Raw genomic sequence first — 16519 nt, 5'->3', positions numbered from 1 at the left:
CTGCGTACCGCTGTGTGCGGCTTGCTCCCGGGCTGGTGCCCGGTTCGGCTACTTCGTCACTTCTTCACGCGTACGGTCTTGGTCGAGCGGGTTTCGAGAGTCATCTCGTCCGCCTCCGCGACCTTCGCCTTCAGTCGCACAGTACCCGTCGCCTCGTCGACGACGTCCACCACCTTCGCGAGCAGCTTCGCCGTATCCGCGTTCCCGGAGGCCGCGGCGAGCTGGACGGCGCGGCCGAGCTTGGCGGTGGCGCCATCGATATCGCCCGACTTGCGGGCATCGAGACCCTGTTGGATGACTTGGGCCAGTTCGGCCTGACCCGTGTAGTGGGCGACCTGGGGGTTGATCGAGGTGGAGGCGGCCATGTCCTCGGTCCACACCGCGCGGACCAGCCCCTGCGACAGCGTCTGCGGGGTCCCGCCCGCCGGGTCGGGCAGGATCAGCGAGACCCGGGCGGCGAGCATCTCCTGGCCGATCCCGGCCTCGGGGACCTGGACGCACACGTGGTAGTCGCGCGACTCGTCGCCCCAGGAGCCCGTCGGGTAGTCCCCGGCGCGCGGTCCCGCCTCGGTCCGACGGCCCGTCAGCTCCTCGACGGTGGGCGCGACCTGCTTCACGAACCTGATCTCCACGCCGACCGGGGTCCACAGCCGCAGCGCGACGTCCGCGACCTCCTTGCCCATCGCGTTCTCCATCATCCGCGTGAAGTCCGCGGCCAGGCCCGAGGGGTCGGCCACGATGTCGGCGGTGCCGAGCAGCGCGGAGGCGATCGCGGTGACCTCCTTGACCTCCCAGTCGGTGCCGACCCCGCGCGCGTCGCAGGTGAACCGGCCCGCGCAGGCGTCGAGCGCCGCCTTCAGGTCGGCCGGCGACTCGTGCTCGTTGCGGCCGTCGGTGAGCAGGATGCCGTGCCGGATCGGTACGTCGGCCGAGCTCAGCAGCCGGTCGGTGAGCCGCAGCCAGGTGCCGATGGCGGTGCCGCCGCCCGCGCTCAGCTTGCGCAGCGCCTCCTTGGCCTGGGCACGGGTCTGCGCGTCGGCGGTGGCCAGGCGCCCGTTGCCCGGGTAGACCTCCTTGGCCTGGTGGGTGCCCGCGACGACCGCGAACGTCACGCCGTCGCGCAGGGTGTCGATCGCGGCCGCCGTGGCGTCGCGCGCGTTGCGCATCTTCGTCGGCGGGTAGTCCATCGACCCCGAGCAGTCGACCATGATCACCACGGCGGCGCTCGGCGCCTGCCCCGGTATGGACGAGGGCGACAGCGCGGCTCCGGCCAGTGCGGCCCCGCCGACCGTGCCACCGCCGGTCGACGTCACCGTGACGATCGCGTTGACCTCGCGGCCGCCCTCCGGGAGGTACTCGTTCTGGTAGACCTCGACGGAGAACCGCGGCGCGTTCGGCTTGGAGAAGTTGGCCATCTGAAAGGCTCCTTGAGGCTTCTGGGCCTGAAGAGACAAGAATGTGGGGGAATCCGGTGCCAAGGCCTAGTTGTAGGCGGATCCTGCCCCAGGCTGAGGGACCGCGAACGGCACGACGGCCACTGTTACGTTGTCGTGGCCCCCGCCGTCCAGGGCGTGGCCGACCAGCACCTGGGCGCTGTGCAGCGGCCGCTCGGCGGCGTCCGAGGGCACGGCCCCGGCCATCTCCTCGGCGCCCTCCGCGTAGTTCCACAGCCCGTCCGTGCAGACCACGACCACACCGGAGCGGTCCGGCTTGAACGAGGCGGTGTGCGGGTCGAGTTCGTACGCGTCGGCGCCCAGCCACCCCGTGATCGCGTGCGCCCGCTCGTCCGCGTACGCGTCTGCCTCGCTCATCAGGCCCGCCGCCACCATCTGCGCGGCCCACGAGTCGTCCTCGGTGAGCCGGGCGGGCGGGGTCGTACGGTCGTCGGGCACCCAGTACGCCCGGCTGTCGCCGACCCAGCCGACCACGAGCAGCCCGCCCGCCGCGATCGCGCCGACCAGCGTGCAGGCCGGCGCGTTCTGGTGGCGGTGCGGGTCGTGCTCCACGGCCGGGCCGGGCTCGTCGGCAAGGGAGTTGACCGCCTCTGCGGCGGACACGATCGCCTCGTGCATCGCCTGCTGCGGGTGCGTGCCCTGGGGCAGCGCCTGGAGCAGCGACTCGTTGGCGCGGGCCGCGGCCGCCGCCGACGCCTCGTCGGGGCGGGTCGCGGAGGAGACGCCGTCGCAGACGATCGCCACGACGGCGGGCGAGCCGTCGGGCAGTGCGGTGGTGGAGACGGCGAACGCGTCCTCGTTGCGGTGGTGGCGCAGGCCCCGGTCGCTGACCGCCGCCACCGGGCCGAGCTCCCGCTCCATGTGGTCGCGCTCGCGCGGCTGGGCGTGCCCACAGTTCTCGCAGTACCCGTCCTCGTCGACCCGCCCGGCCCGGCAGGCCACACAGACCTTCACGGGCGCGCGGACATGGGTGGCCTGCTCCCCGAGGTCGGCCGCGCGCGGGTCGGGCGCGGGCAGGGGGTACTCATCGGCCTCGCCCCCGGGCCCGTCGGACCGTGCGTGCGAGGGCAGCGGGGAGCCGCCCGAGTCGGTGCCGGGCAGATCGGTGGGCAGGTGCACCGGCGCGCCGGAGCCGTCGGCACGGGCGGCGGGCCACGCCTCGCCCGCCACGGGACTGCCCATGACCACCGTCGGGGTGTCCACCGGGGCCACGGGCACGGCCGACAGGTCGTACCCGCAGGCCCCGCAGTACAGGTCGCCCGAGTCCAGCGGCTCCGCGCAGCCGGGGCACGTCGACCCGGCTGCCGGCTGGTGCATCTGCGCCATCAATCACACCCACGTCCGGGGGCGGAAACGGTTTGCCCGCTCCACCAGTTCGATCCGCTCCTCGCCGCTGCCGGCGAGCCGGGCGAGTACCCGGTACGAACGCTCCAGGCCGAACCGCAGGCCCCGCTCGTCCAGCTCGCTGCCCAGCAGTATGGCCTCGCCGGACGGGCCGCCCCGGCTCCGCTCGCCCTCACCGGGCCCGCCCTGGCTTCCGGAGAGTACCCAGTCGAGCGCGGTGCCGAGGACCTCGGTGGCCAGCCGCTCCCGGCGCACCGCGTCCAGGCCGAGCTGCTGCAGCGCGTCCACCTGGCCCGAGGCGGCCCGCAGGTCGCCCAGGAGCGCGTCGCCCGGGGTGCGCCGCCGCAGCCTGGCCCGCACGGCGGCGACCCGGGCCGCCGTGTAGTGGATCGAGGCCTCCGGCACCGACTCCAGGGTCGTCACGGCCGCCGTGCGGTCGCCCGCGGCCAGCTGCACCCGGGCCAGGCCGAACGCGGCGCTCACGTAGCTCGGGTCGGTCGTCCACACCAGCCGGTAGTACTCGGCGGCGTTGTCCAGCTGCCCCAGGACCTCCGCGCACACCCCGAGCGCCAGCTTGGGCGTCGGCTCGCCCGGGAACGCGTCGTAGACGGCGTCGAAGGACAGCGCGGCGTTCTCGTGGTCGCCGGAGACGAGCGAGGCCACTCCCCGGTACCAGACGACCCGCCAGTCGTCGGGATGGTCGGCCTCCAGGGATTCGAGGCCCCGGGCCGCCGAGACCAGTTCGCCCAGGTCGAGCCGGGCCCGCAGTTCGCGCAGCCGCTTCTCCACGGAGTTGGCGGGCGCGGTGCGCAGCGCGGCGATGAGCTCGGCGGGCGCGGCGGCCATCAGGCCCGCCAGGAAGCCCGCGTTGGGGTCGCCCGGGTCCACGTGCGGCACCGGCAGCGCCAGCGCGGTGGCGGGCGCGTCGAGGGACCGCAGATAGCCGTCGCCGTCCGCTCCCCGGCCGTACGCGGCCGGGGAGCCGCCGACGCGGGGCGCGGGGACGACGGCGGTCGGCGTGGGGGCGCCGGGGGTCCCCGGGACCGCGGCGCCGGTGCCGGGGGCGGGGTGCGGCGCCGCGGTGACGGTCGGCCCGGCCACGGCGACGGGCACGGCGCCCGCGCCCGTGTACACCAGCGCGGAGCCGGCGCCCGGGCGCGTGCCCGATCCCGGCGCCGGGGAGCCGTTGGCCGCCGCGCGCCTGCGCGCCCACCGGCTCTCGGGCACCACCCGCGCGCCGAGCACCGACACGTCCCCGGTGAGCTCGGCGAACAACGACGTGTCCGTGACCCGCAGTTCGGTCCCGAACAGGGTCGACAGAGCCGGGCGCGGGCGGCCGGTCTGGAGCGACACGACCTCCCGCAGCACCCCGGTCAGCTGCTCGGCCATCTCCTGCGCGGAGGCGAACCGGCGCGCCGGGTCGGGGTCGGTGGCCCGCACCAGGAGTCGGTAGAACGACTCGTACGTCCGGAAGACCTCGATGTTGTCGGGGTCCGGCAGGCTGTCCGCGAAGACGTTCGTATAGCCCTGGAAGTCGAAGGTGAGCACGGCCAGCGTGCGCGCGACCGTGTACAGGTCGGAGGCGACCGAGGGGCCCACCTCGGCGACCTCCGGCGCCTGGTAGCCCACCGTGCCGTAGATGGCCGACTCGTCGTCGTCCATCCGGCGCACCGCGCCCATGTCGATCAGCTTCAGCTGGTCCTCGGTCTGGATCGCGTTGTCGACCTTGAAGTCGCAGTAGAGCAGGTTGCGGCTGTGCAGATGGCCGAGGGCCTCCAGGGCCTCGATGCCGTACGCGCAGGCCTGCTCGACCGGGAGCGGGTCGCGCTTGCCCTCCTGGCCGCGCCGCTCGTTGGCGATCTCCTTGAGCGACTTGCCGCCCACGTACTCCATGACGATGTAGCCGTCCATGGAGCCGGTGCGCTGGTCGAGGTGCTCCACGAAGTTGTAGATGCGCACGATGTTGGAGTGCTCGATCTCGGCCAGGAAGCGGCGCTCGGAGATCGCCGCCGCCATCGCGTCCTGGTCGCCGGTGTCGAGCAGGCCCTTGAGGACGACCCAGCGGTCCGAGACCGCGCGGTCCACGGCGAGGTAGACCCAGCCGAGGCCGCCGTGCGCCAGACAGCCCACCACCTCGTACTGGCCGTGCACGATGTCGCCCTGGTGCAGCTTGGGCACGAACGAGTACGGGTGGCCGCACTTGGTGCAGAACCCCTCGGTGCGCCCGGCCCGCTCCCCGCGCGAGCGGCCCACCGGCGCCCCGCAGTCCGAGCGCGAGCAGAAACGCTTCCGCTCGGGGACCTCCGGGTGCTCCATCACGGCCGTGGCCGGGTCGGGACGCGGCACTCCCGGCACGGTGACGAGCCCGGCCCCGAGTCTGCTGCGCCCGGAGCTGCTGGTCGCGGAGCCCGAGCTGCGCACCGACACCGACCGCGCGCTGCCCGACCCCGTCAGGGAGCGCGAGAGGCGCCCCGACACGGAGCGTCGGGACGTCGAGGAGCGGGAGGAGCGGGACGACGCCGAGGACCGCGCCGAGCGGGCGGACCCGGCCGACGACGAGCCGCTGTCCTTGCGGCCGCCTCCGGTGATCCCGGTCCCGGGCGAGGAGATGCTGCCGTCCCCAAGTTCTCGGCTGCGCTCGAACAGGGGAGACCCCAATCCCGACACGACCGGCGCCAGGCCGCAGGTGTCGCAGTACAGCTCACCGCCGCCCATGTCCTCGTAGGAGCCCTCGCAACCGGGGCGCTGGCACTTCTTCTGGTCGCTCACGATTCCCCCCTCTGGTCAACGGGCCCGGGCTGCCTGGGAACCAGCACCTCCGCCGCCGCCCGCTGATACCGCAGCACCGCCTGCTCGGCGACGCGCAGATCGCAGGGCGCGGACCACAGCATCCGGCGCGCCGCGTCGTACCGTTCGATGAGCAGCGGGTCCTCGGCCATGCCGTGCCGGGCGACCTTCGCCTTGTACGCGTCCAGCCTGCCGCGCAGCTCCGCGCGGACCGCCAGCGGCGCGGTGACGGCCGTCAGCGACTCGCGGGCGCGCAGCAGTTCGTCCTCGGCCTCCCGCTCCAGGGATTCCAGGAGCGGCGAGAGCCGGTGCCACTGGGAGTGCCTGCGGTACTCGGCGGCGGCCACCAGGCGCTCCTGGAGCGCGGTCGGCGGGCCGCTCACCGCGGGCACCTCGGACGCGGCGATCTTCGCGAGCACCTCGCCGCGCGCCGCCCGCGCCTCGGTCAGGGTGCGGTCCGCCCGCACGAGCACGTCCCGCAGCCGCACCAGCCGCTGCTCGGCATCCTGACGCACCGTCAGAACAGCGTCGATCTCCCGGCGTACGTCCTCCAGGGCGCGGGCCGCCCGGTCGTAGCGCTCGGTGTCCGGGCGGCCGCCGCCGGGCGCGGAGCTGCCCGGCGCGGGCACCCAGAACGCCAGCGGGTCCGACACCACCTGGGCCCGCAGCGACGTCAGCTCCTCGGTGATCGACTCCAGGTCGTCGCCCGCCGGGTGCTCCCCGGGGCGCACGCCCACCGAGTGGGCCAGGCCCCGGGTGCGGTGCAGCTCGGCCGCCAGGAGGTCTATCCGGGCGGGCAGCGCCGACCACACCGCGTCGGCCGCGACGACCAGGTCGAGCGAGCGCGCGTACAGCTCGTTCATCCGGCTCACCAGCTGCTCCAGGGTGAACCGCTCGGTCAGCCGGGCAGGTCCCGTCAGCGTGGCGGCCTGGGAGGCCGATCCGGCGACCGTCACCGACTCGCCGCGCAGCCGCTCGGTCAGCTCCACCAGGTCCTCGCGGGAGGGCCAGCGGCGCCGCTCGCGCAGATCCCGGGCGCTGTCCAGTGCCCCCTTGTACGCGTCGAAGTACGCCCACAGCAAGGTGATCGACTGCTCGGTGGCGGCCCAGCGCTGCTCGGTGACCCCGGTGAGCCCGGCGCCCTCCAGCAGGCGCCGGCCCGCGTGGTCCTGGAGCGCGAGCAGCGAGGTCTCGATCGCCTCGTGCTCGGCGTCGAGCCGGGCCAGCGCACGGTCCACCTCGTCCCGGTCGAGCACCGGCCGGACGGGCCTCCCCGAGGAGGAGCCGGGGAAGGATCCCGCGCCCATCGATCACCTCTCCGCTCTGCGTTTCTCTGCCGTCGTACGAACCGGGGTCAAGTCGGGTGCTATGAACGGTACTTGGGCTCTGGCGGGCCGGATATGTTGGGCAGGTCGGCGGCGAGCCAGTCGCGGTAGGCCTTCATCCACAAGCTGTTCGCACCGCCGCTGCGGTAGTCCACCAGGACCTGGTTGATCCGCCGGACCAGGTCGGTGCTCTCCAGGTTGGTGGCCACCCCGTAGTACTCCTCGGTGAAGGGGGCACCCTGCAACTTCACCGTCGGGTCCTGCGCGGCCTGGCCCGCGGCGAGCGCGTTGTCCGTGACCACCGCGTCGACCTGGCCGAGCTGGAGGCGCACCAGGCAGTCCAGCTGGCTGGGCACGGTCAGGTTCTTGTAGACGGCGCCGTACGCGTTCTTCTCCAGCGCGTCGAACGCGGTCGAGCCGGTCGCCGTGCAGACCTTCTTGCCCTTGAGCGTGTCGTTGTACCCGGTGATCGCCGAAACCTTGGGCGCGAGCACCTGCTGCCCGGCCTTGAAGTACGCGGAGGAGAAGGCGACCTGGCCGATCCGCTTGCAGTTGATGGTCATCGTCCGCACGACGATGTCGACCTGCTTCTTCTGGAGCGCCGGGATGCGCTGGCTGGTGGGGATGGTGCGGTAGATGACCGCGTCCGGGTCGCCCAGGATGTTCTTGGCGATCGCCCGCACCAGCTCGATGTCGAACCCTTCGAGCTCCCCGTTCGCCGGGTTGCGGTACCCCCAGCGGAAGCTGTTCTGGTCGACGCCCACGACGAGCTTGCCGCGCCGCTTGATGTCGTTGATGGTCGCCCCGTCTTCACCCGAGGGCGGCAGGCTGGCCTCGGGCTCCTTGCAGGTGTCGGCCTTCGCCTGGACGCCCTGCGCGATTGCGGACCCGCCGACGCGTCCGCCGTCCTCGCCCGCTCCGTGCCGCGACAGCGGAACGAGCAGCGAAGCGGCGGCGGCACAGGCGAGCGCCATCCCGCCGACGCCGCCCCACCCGCGGAGCTTGCCCTTCCTGTTCATCGCGCCTCCTCCCAGGACCGCTGTGCCCCTCGGGCCGGTGTTCCCCTGTACCCCACGGTGTTCACCTGTACTCCGCGAGCCTGCGGCTGACGCCGACGCCGGCGGCCGCCGCGCCCAGCACCGCGAGCACCGCGGCGCCCAGCGGAAGCCCGGCCAGCGCGCCCTTGCCGTCGGAGGCGGCCCGGGTGAACTCGTGCTGCTCGTGGTCGATCGCCTTCGCCAGGGCCGCGTCGACCCGGTCGAAGGACTGGCCGGTGGAGCCGGACGCGCCGATGACCTGCGTCAGGGCGTCGTCGTAGTCACCGGCGTCGTCCGTCTTCCGGGCGCTCTGGTGCCGCTCCTGCCACTGGGTGACGCCGTCCTGCGCGTCCTTGACGGGCGTACGGCCCGAGGTGTCGTCGGCGAGCTCACCGGCCGAGCCGAGCTTGCCCACGAGGTCCTTCATCTCCGCCGCGTAGTCCGTGTCGTACTGGTCCTTGCCGTCCTTGGTCTGGACGGCCCCGCGGGCCACCAGCGTCAGGTTCTCGTTGGCGCGGGCCTGGAGGGAGCTGATGCGGGCGTCGTTGAGCACCTTCAGCGACTCCTGCCCGTGCGAGCGCGAGGTGGACAGGTCGGCGGCGGCCACCGCGTGCCCGGCGACCAGCCACAGCAGGACGACCGTCGAGGCCGCGCTGGCGGCGAGCAGCCCGTGGTTGAGCACCCGGTTGGTGCGCAGGTAGTTGCGCCGCTGGACCCAGAACAGCGCGCCGAGCGCCACGACGCCGACCGCGAGCGCCGCGTACGGCCAGGTCTCGGCCTGGTCGTAGTCGTCGTAGAGCCGGCCGGTCTCGGCCTCGTAGAGATCCTGGGCGGCGGGCAGCAGCTGCTTGGTCATCCGCTCGTTCGCGTACCGCAGATAGGCGCCGCCGACCGGGAAGCCCTGGCGGTTGTTGGCGCGGGCCTGCTCGATCAGGCCGTTGTAGACCGGCAGTTGCTCGTTGAGCGCGGCTATCGAGCGGCCGGAGTCGGAGGCGCCCGTCGTGTTGGCCGCGGCCTTCACCAGGAGGCGGGAGGCGGTCGCGATGTCCGACTCGTACCGCAGCCGGACGTCGTGGGACTCGTGGGCGCCCGCGAGGAAGCCGCTCGCGGCGGCGGTGTCCGCGTCCGCGAGCGAGCGGTAGATGGAGGCCGCGTCGGCGCTCAGCGGCTGGCTGCGGCTCACCACGTCGTCGGCGGCGGCCGCCCGGTCGGAGACCTCCCAGGCGGTCACCGCGCCGAACGCCACGACGAGCAGCGCGACCACCGTGCCGATGATCCACAGCCGCCCCGGCTCGGTCGTCGCGGCGGCGCGCAGCCGCTCCCGGGACTCGGCCCAGCCGCCTCGGCGCGGCGCGGGGGCGGGCGGGTGCCCCGGGGCCGGTGGTGCCGATGCCGGTGCCGCCACCGGCGCCTGCGGTGCGCGTGTGCTCGGCGGGTGTGCCACTTGACCTCCCCCTTGGTCACCGAGTGCCTGGCCAGCAGTATGGACGCAGGGACCGACCACCACACAAGGGTTGACCTGATCTTGTTACCCGCTTGCTCACCCCTGCCCCCGCTGCCTCCCCACCATGTATACGCCGCTGGGATCGGATCGGTTCCACTCGGCGCGACCCGATGCGACGGCGCCCCCTGCGCGTCTAAGCGCACCACCCCCCGCGCCTACGCGCGAACCACCCCCGCACCTACGCGCGCACCGCCCCCAAGTGCCCTATGTGTACTGCTCGCGCAGCCTCCCGAACACCTCCGCCGACGCCGCCACCTCGTCGAGCCCGAGCAGCCCCGCGCCCAGCACCGGCGAGGCCGCCACCACCAGCGGGACCGCCTTGGGCGCCCGGGCCGCCAGCAACGTACGTACCCCGTCGTCCAGTTGCGGATGGCGGGCGGCGAGGACGCTGCCGCCGAGCAGGACCGGCGTCTGTTCGTCCAGCAGGTCCAGGCGCTCCAGGGCGACCACGGCCAGCGCCACGATCTCCTCGGCCTGGCGGTCCACCAGGGCCCGGGCCACCGGGTCCCCGTCCGCCGCGACCGCGAAGAGCACCGGCGCCAGTTCGTGGCGGCGGGCGGGCGCCACGCGCTCCAGGTGGAGCGCCTCGATCAGCGCGTACATGGACGGCAGTCCGAAGTGCTCCGGCAGCGCCCGCGCCAGCGCCGTCGGCCCGCCCCGCCCGTCCTCGGCCCGCGCGGCGAACCACAGGGCCTCCTCGGCGAGTCCGCCGCCGCCGCCCCAGTCCCCGGAGATCTTGCCGAGCGCCGGGAAGCGGGCGGTGCGGCCGTCCGGGGTCATGCCGACGCAGTTGATCCCCGCCCCGCACACCACCGCGACCCCGCGCGGCTCGGCGCCGACGGGCAGTCCGGCCCGCAGGATCGCGAAGGTGTCGTTGTACACGTTGACCGTGCCGCCCCAGCCGCGGGCCGTCAGTGCCTCGGCCAACTGGTGCTCCTCGACGGGCAGATCGGCGTTGGCCAGACACGCGGAGACGTGGTCGACCGCCACCGGCCCGGTGTTTCCGGCCGCCGTCCACGCCCGTACGACCGTCTCCGCCAGCGCGTCCACCGCCGTCCCGACGCCCACGGCCGGAGGCCGGAAGCCGCCGCCCCGTGCGGTGCCCAGGACCGTGCCGTCCGGGCCGATCAGGGCGACGTCGGTCTTGCTGTTGCCCGCGTCGATCGCCAGCACGCTCATGCCCACGCGAGGTGCTCCCGGTTGTGCGCGATCAGCCGGTCGGTGAGGCCCTCGGCGTACTCGTACTGGCCGACCAGCGGATGCGCGAGCAGTGCCCGGAACACCCGGTCGCGGCCGCCGCGCAGCGCGGCCTCCAGGGCCAGGTCCTCGTACGCGGTGACGTGCGCGATCAGCCCCGCGTACAGCGGGTCGAGGTCGGGCACGGCCAGCGGCACCGGGCCGCTCGCGTCCACCCGCGCCTGCACCTCGATCACCGCGTCGTCCGCGAGGAACGGCAGGGTGCCGTTGTTGTACGTGTTGACGACCTGCACCGGGCTGCCCCCGTTGCCGAGCAGCGAGGCGGCCAGGTCCACGGCCGCCTCCGAATAGAAGGCGCCGCCGCGCTTTCCGAGCAGCTCCGGCTTCTCGTCGAGCGCCGGGTCCCCGTACATCTTCAGCAACTGCCGTTCCATTTCCGCGACTTCGGCCGCCCGTGACGGCTTGGTGCCCAGCTCCCGCACGACCTCGTCGTGCGCGTAGTAGTAGCGCAGATAGTACGAAGGGACGACGCCCAGCCGGTCGAGGACCTGCCGGGGCAGGCGCAGGTCGTCCGCCACCGCGTCCCCATGGTCGGCGAGCAGCTTCGGCAGCACGTTCTCCCCGGCGGGGCCGCCCAGGCGCACCCCGAGCTCCCAGGTGAGGTGGTTGAGGCCGACGTGGTCCAAGTGGACTTCGGAAGGCGTCACCTGAAGCAGCTTCGCGAACTTGCGCTGGAGGCCGATGGCGACGTTGCAGAGCCCGACCGCCTTGTGGCCGGCCTGGAGCAGCGCGCGCGTGACGATGCCCACCGGGTTGGTGAAGTCGATGATCCAGGCGTCCGGGTTGGTGCGCCGCACCCGCTCCGCGATGTCCAGGACCACCGGGACGGTCCGCAGCGCCTTGGCCAGGCCGCCCGCGCCGGTCGTCTCCTGGCCCACGCAGCCGCACTCCAGCGGCCACGTCTCGTCGCGCTCGCGGGCCGCCTGGCCGCCGACGCGCAGCTGGAGCAGCACCGCGTCGGCTCCCTCCACGCCCGCGTCCAGGTCGGAGGTGGTGGTGATCCGGCCCGGGTGGCCCTGCTTGGCGAAGATGCGCCGGGCCAGGCCGCCGACCAGCTCAAGACGGTCGGCCGCCGGGTCGACCAGGACCAGTTCCTCGATGGGCAGGGCGTCCCGCAACCGGGCGAATCCGTCGATGAGTTCGGGGGTGTAGGTCGACCCTCCGCCGACCACGGTGAGCTTCAATTTCTAACCCTTCACTCCGGTGAGCGTGACACCCTCGACGAACGCCTTCTGTGCGAAGAAGAACACGAGGATCACGGGGGCCATGACCAGTACGGTCGCGGCCATGGTCAGGTTCCAGTCGGTGTGGTGCGCGCCCTTGAAGGACTCCAGGCCGTACGACAGCGTCCAGGCGCCCGGGTTCTCCGAGGCGTAGATCTGCGGCCCGAAGTAGTCGTTCCAGGCGTAGAAGAACTGGAAGAGCGCGACCGCGGCGATCCCCGGCTTGGCCATCGGCAGCACGACCCGCAGCAGGGTCCGCAGCTCCCCGCAGCCGTCGACCTTGGCCGCGTCCAGGTACTCGTTGGGGATGGTCATCAGGAACTGCCGCAGCAGGAAGATGGAGAACGCGTCGCCGAACGCCATCGGGATGATCAGCGGCCAGAGCGTGCCGGACAGGTCCAGCTGCTTCGCCCAGAACAGATACATCGGGATGATGATCACCTGGGGCGGCAGCATCATCATCGAGATGACCAGCATCATCGACAGATTGCGGCCGCGGAAGCGGAACTTGGCGAGCGCGTAGGCCACCGGGACGGAGGACACCACCGTCAGGACGGTGCCGAGCCCGGCGTAGAGCAGGGTGTTCCGCCACCAGGTGAGGAAGCCGGGGGTGTCGAACACCTTCTTGTAGTTGGACCACTGCCAGTGGTCGGGGACCAGGTCGCGGGTGAGCGTCTGCTGGTTGTCCATCAGCGAGGTGAGCACGATGAACACGAACGGCAGCACGAAGAAGAGCGCCGCCGCGACGCCGAGGGCGTGCACGCCGATCCAGTGCAGGAGCGCCTTGCGGCGGGCCACGCGGGCCGCCGGGGTCGCCACCGGGGCGTCCAGTGCGTACGTCATGTCGGCCATCTGCCTAGTCACCTGCCTGGATCAGTCCGCCACGGCGCCGCATCAGCAGTGCGGTGAAGGCCATGGAGAGGGCGAAGAGGACCAGGGCGACCACACAGGCGGAGCCGTAGTCGAAGCGCTGGAAGCCGAGGTTGTACACCAGCTGCGGCAGGGTCAGCGTCGACTTGTCCGGGTAGCCCGGCTCGAACGGCTGACCGGAGCTGCCGATGATCCCCGAGGCGACCTTTCCGGCCACCAGCGGCTGGGTGTAGTACTGCATGGTCTGGATGATCCCGGTGACCACCGCGAACATCACGATGGGCGAGATGTTCGGCAGCGTCACGAACCGGAACCGCTGCCAGGACGAGGCCCCGTCCAGCTCGGCCGCCTCGTACTGCTCCTTCGGCACGTCGAGCAGCGCGGCCATGAAGATCACCATCAGGTCCCCGACGCCCCACACCGCGAGCATGGTCAGCGCGGGCTTGGACCAGGCGGGGTCGGTGAACCAGTCCGGCGCCGGTATCCCGAGGTCGGACAGGACCGAGTTGACCGGCCCCGTACCGGGGTTGAGCAGGAAGACGAAGGCGAGCGTGGCGGCGACGGGCGGCGCGAGGTAGGGCAGGTAGAACAGCGTCCTGAAGACCCCGGTGCCCGTCTTGATCTTGGTGATGAGCAGCCCGATGCCGAGCCCGAAGGCGACCCGGCAGGCCACCATGACCACCACCAGCCACAGCGTGTTGCGCAGCGCGGGCCAGAACAGCGGGTAGTCGTTGAAGACGTACGACCAGTTCTTGAGCCCGTTGAAGGTGGGGTCGGTGAACCCGTCGTAGTGGGTGAAGGAGAAGTAGACCGTGGAGATCAGCGGGTAGGCGAAGAAGACGCCGAAGCCGATCAGCCAGGGGGACATGAAGGCGGCGGTCCGCAGCGCCGCCCGGCGGCGCTTGGCGCGCAGTGTGTACGTGGTCATGGGTGCTCCGCGATGCCCGGGCCCGGCCTACTTGGCCTGGTCGATCGCGGTGTCGATCTCCTTGGCGGTCTTCTCCAGACCGGCCTTGATGTCGCCCTGCTTGCCCTTCTCGACGTCGTAGCCGAGGTTCTGGATCGACACCAGGTACTGGCCGCCGTTGACGGAGGCCGGGCTGGTCGTCGAGCCGGGGTTCTGCGCGATGTCCAGGAACGTCTTGAAGCGCGGGTCGTACTTCAGGTTCGGCGACTTGAGCGCCTCCAGCGTGGAGGGCACGTTGTGGATCGCGTTGGCGAAGTTCACGACCGCCTCGGTGTTGGTCGTCATGTACTTCACCAGCTCCCAGGCGGCGTTCTGCTTGCTGGAGGTGGCGGCGATGCCGGCGATGGTCCCGGTGATGTAGCCCTTCCCGTAGGACGCGGCCTGGTCGTCCGGTACGGGCAGCGGGGCGACCCCGATCTCGAACTTCGGCTTGCTCTCCTCGGCCATCCCGAGGCGCCACTCGCCGTCCAGCTGCATGGCGACCTGGCCCAGGTGGAACGGGTGCTTGGCGCCGAACTCGTCACCGAAGCCGGACCGGAACCGCTCCAGCTTCTGGAACCCGCCGAGGTCCTCCACCAGCTGCTTCTGGAAGGCGAACCCCTTGGCGAAGGCCGGGTCCTTGGCGATGTTCGACTTGCCGCTGGAGTCGAAGTACGTGGGCGACCACTGGGCGATGTAGTGCTCGGTCGTCGACTCGTAGCCGTGGTAGTCCGGCATGAACCCGAGCTGCTCGTACGAGCCGCCCTTCGCCTTGGTCAGCTTCTTGGCGTCCGCGGCGAACTCGCTCCACGTCTTGGGCGGCCCGGCGATCCCGGCGTCCTTGAAGGCGTCCTTGTTGTAGTAGAGCGCGTAGGCGTCGCCGAGCAGCGGGAGCGTGCAGCGCTTGCCCTCGAACTGGGTGTACTCGTTCATCGCCTTCGGGAAGGTCTTCGCGGGGTCGATCCCGTCCTTCTTCAGGAAGGGGGCGAGGTCGACGAAGGCATTGGACGAGCAGAACTTGCCGACGTTGTTGGTCGTGAAGGAGGAGACCACGTCCGGCGCGCTCGAACCGCCTGCGCGCAGCGCCTGGTTGACCTTGTCGTCGTTGATGTTGCCGACGACCTTCACATGGATGTTGGGGTGCGCCTTCTGGAAGGCGTCCACGTCGGCCTGGATCGCCTTGACCTCCTCGGGGGCGCTCCACCCGTGCCAGAAGGTGATCGTCGTCTCCTTGGAGGCGTCGTCCTCGGTGGAGGAGCTGCTCTGGCCCGTACAGGCGGAGGCGAACAGGGCGATGGAGGCGGTCACGGCGAGCGCGGCGGCCGACTTCCGGCGGTTTGGGCTGTTTCCGGACATGGTGGAGTCTCCCGGGGGCAGGGGCGGAGGAACGGGGATGTTCGGGCGGGCTGGGTTGCGGGGGGTCAGCGGGAGGTGTCGAAGATCTCGTCGCGGGTGGCGGCGAGGGCGCTCTCCAACGCGCCGCGCAGTACGGGGTGGTGGCGCACCTCGCCGATGACGAGCCGGGGCCGGGAGGCGGCGAGCTCGCCCAGCTCGTGCTGCACGAGCGCGCGCAGCGGCTCGCCGCCGGCGGAGATCAGCGCGCCGGACAGCACGACGAGCTCGGGGTCGAGCACGGCGACCATGGAGGCGAGGCCGGTGGCGAGGCCGGTGGCGAAGGTTTCGAGGAGGCGGCGGGAGGGGGAGTCGGGGGCGGAGGTGTCGGCGGACGTGCCGGCGGACGTGTCGGGGGCGGACGTCTCCATGGCCCGGGCCGCCCGCGCGACCAGAGCGGTGGCGACCTCGATGGGCGTGCCGACGGGGATGTCCGCGACGCCGAACTCCCTTGCCAGCCGGGGCAGCACCTGCCCGCCCGCCAGCTCCTGGAAGCCGCCGGAGTTGGCCTTGGTGACGTGCCGTACGAGCGGGGCGCCCGGCACCGGCAGGAAGCCGACCTCGCCGGCGCCGCCGGTGAACCCGCGGTGCAGCCGCCCGCCGATGACGAGCGCGGCACCGAGCCCGCCCTCGTTCCACAGCAGCACGAAGTCGTCGTGGCCGCGCGCGGCGCCGAGCCGCTGCTCGGCGATGGCGGCGAGGTTGACGTCGTTCTCGTACTCGACCGGCATCGGCAGCGCGGCCGCGAGCTCGTCGAGGAGGGTGGGGGAGTGCCAGCCGGGCAGATGGGAGGCGTACCGCAGCCGCCCGGTGCCCGGGTCGAAGGCGCCGGGCGTGCCGATGACGACGCGGTGTAGATCGCCCCGGACGAGGTCGGCGGCCTTCACGGCCCCGTCGAGCGCGTCGGTCACCTGCCGCACCACGGACTCGCCGGCCCTGCGCCCCGGGGTGCGCACCTCGAACTCCCCGACCACGTCCCCGGCGACGTCCGCGACGGCGGCCCGGATCCGCTCGGGCGTCACATCGAGCCCGGCGACGTGCGCGGCACGCGCGTTGACCGCGTACAGCTGGGCGTTGGGCCCGGGCCGCCCCTCGGTGGTCCCGGTCGCCACGACCAGCCCCGCCGCCTCCAGCCGCGCGAGCAGCTGCGAAGCGGTCGGCTTGGAGAGCCCGGTGAGCTTCCCGATCCGGGTACGGGACAGGGGCCCGTGCTCCAGGAGCAGATCGAGGGCGGCACGGTCGTTCATGGCGCGGAGTACGCGCGGCGTTCCCGGGGTAGTACCGGCCACGACGGCAGCACCTGCCCTTCACCTCTGAGGCGGCTTTCCCACTTCACTGTTAGGAAAGTTTCCTATCCGATGGGGGAGAAAGTAGGCCGCA

12 protein-coding genes are annotated in these 16519 nt (G+C 72.3%); all 12 read right to left on the bottom strand.

All coding sequences use genetic code 11. The annotated features are described in order from the left end of the window. Positions 1-56: 56 nt before the first annotated feature. The 12 genes from OG965_RS16135 to OG965_RS16080 all read right to left on the bottom strand — a co-directional run bounded on the left by OG965_RS16135 (position 57) and on the right by OG965_RS16080 (position 16428). Positions 57-1415: a VWA domain-containing protein gene (locus OG965_RS16135; RefSeq protein ID WP_371652771.1), complete on the bottom strand. Its 1359-nt coding sequence runs from the start codon at positions 1413-1415 to the stop codon at positions 57-59. A gap of 66 nt (positions 1416-1481) precedes the next feature. Then, positions 1482-2780: a PP2C family serine/threonine-protein phosphatase gene (locus tag OG965_RS16130; RefSeq protein ID WP_371652770.1), complete on the bottom strand. Its 1299-nt coding sequence runs from the start codon at positions 2778-2780 to the stop codon at positions 1482-1484. A 3-nt stretch (positions 2781-2783) separates the two neighbouring features. Then, positions 2784-5513, bottom strand: coding sequence for a tetratricopeptide repeat protein (locus tag OG965_RS16125; protein WP_371656952.1), 2730 nt, complete (start codon positions 5511-5513; stop codon positions 2784-2786). A 50-nt stretch (positions 5514-5563) separates the two neighbouring features. After that, positions 5564-6892 (bottom strand): hypothetical protein, encoded by a 1329-nt coding sequence (locus tag OG965_RS16120; protein WP_371652769.1) that lies wholly within the window; start codon positions 6890-6892, stop codon positions 5564-5566. A 59-nt stretch (positions 6893-6951) separates the two neighbouring features. Continuing rightward, positions 6952-7929, bottom strand: a complete 978-nt coding sequence (locus tag OG965_RS16115) for a glutamate ABC transporter substrate-binding protein (protein ID WP_371652768.1) — start codon at positions 7927-7929, stop codon at positions 6952-6954. 61 nt (positions 7930-7990) lie between these two features. Next, positions 7991-9391: a hypothetical protein gene (locus OG965_RS16110; protein ID WP_371652767.1), complete on the bottom strand. Its 1401-nt coding sequence runs from the start codon at positions 9389-9391 to the stop codon at positions 7991-7993. 264 nt (positions 9392-9655) lie between these two features. Further along, a complete protein-coding gene (locus OG965_RS16105; RefSeq protein ID WP_371652766.1) occupies positions 9656-10630 on the bottom strand; it encodes an N-acetylglucosamine kinase in 975 nt (324 codons plus the stop codon). Next, positions 10627-11892, bottom strand: a complete 1266-nt coding sequence (locus OG965_RS16100) for a 6-phospho-beta-glucosidase (RefSeq protein WP_371652765.1) — start codon at positions 11890-11892, stop codon at positions 10627-10629. Before OG965_RS16100 ends, OG965_RS16105 begins: the two co-directional genes overlap by 4 nt. Before the next feature lie 3 nt (positions 11893-11895). After that, positions 11896-12774 carry a carbohydrate ABC transporter permease gene (locus OG965_RS16095; protein ID WP_190092531.1) on the bottom strand — a complete coding sequence of 293 codons (879 nt, stop codon included), beginning with the start codon at positions 12772-12774 and terminating at the stop codon, positions 11896-11898. 13 nt (positions 12775-12787) lie between these two features. After that, entirely contained in the window at positions 12788-13729 is a 942-nt protein-coding gene (locus tag OG965_RS16090) for a carbohydrate ABC transporter permease (protein WP_371652764.1), read from the bottom strand. A gap of 27 nt (positions 13730-13756) precedes the next feature. After that, on the bottom strand, positions 13757-15103 hold the full coding sequence (locus OG965_RS16085; protein ID WP_371652763.1) for an ABC transporter substrate-binding protein: 1347 nt from the start codon (positions 15101-15103) through the stop codon (positions 13757-13759). 65 nt (positions 15104-15168) lie between these two features. Next, positions 15169-16428 (bottom strand): ROK family protein, encoded by a 1260-nt coding sequence (locus OG965_RS16080; RefSeq protein WP_371652762.1) that lies wholly within the window; start codon positions 16426-16428, stop codon positions 15169-15171. Positions 16429-16519 lie beyond the last annotated feature (91 nt).

Source organism: Streptomyces sp. NBC_00224, from assembly GCF_041435195.1.
Classification (GTDB): Bacteria; Actinomycetota; Actinomycetes; order Streptomycetales; family Streptomycetaceae; genus Streptomyces.
The sequence above is the reverse complement of the archived record's forward strand: the minus strand, read 5'-3'. Positions and strand labels throughout refer to the sequence as shown.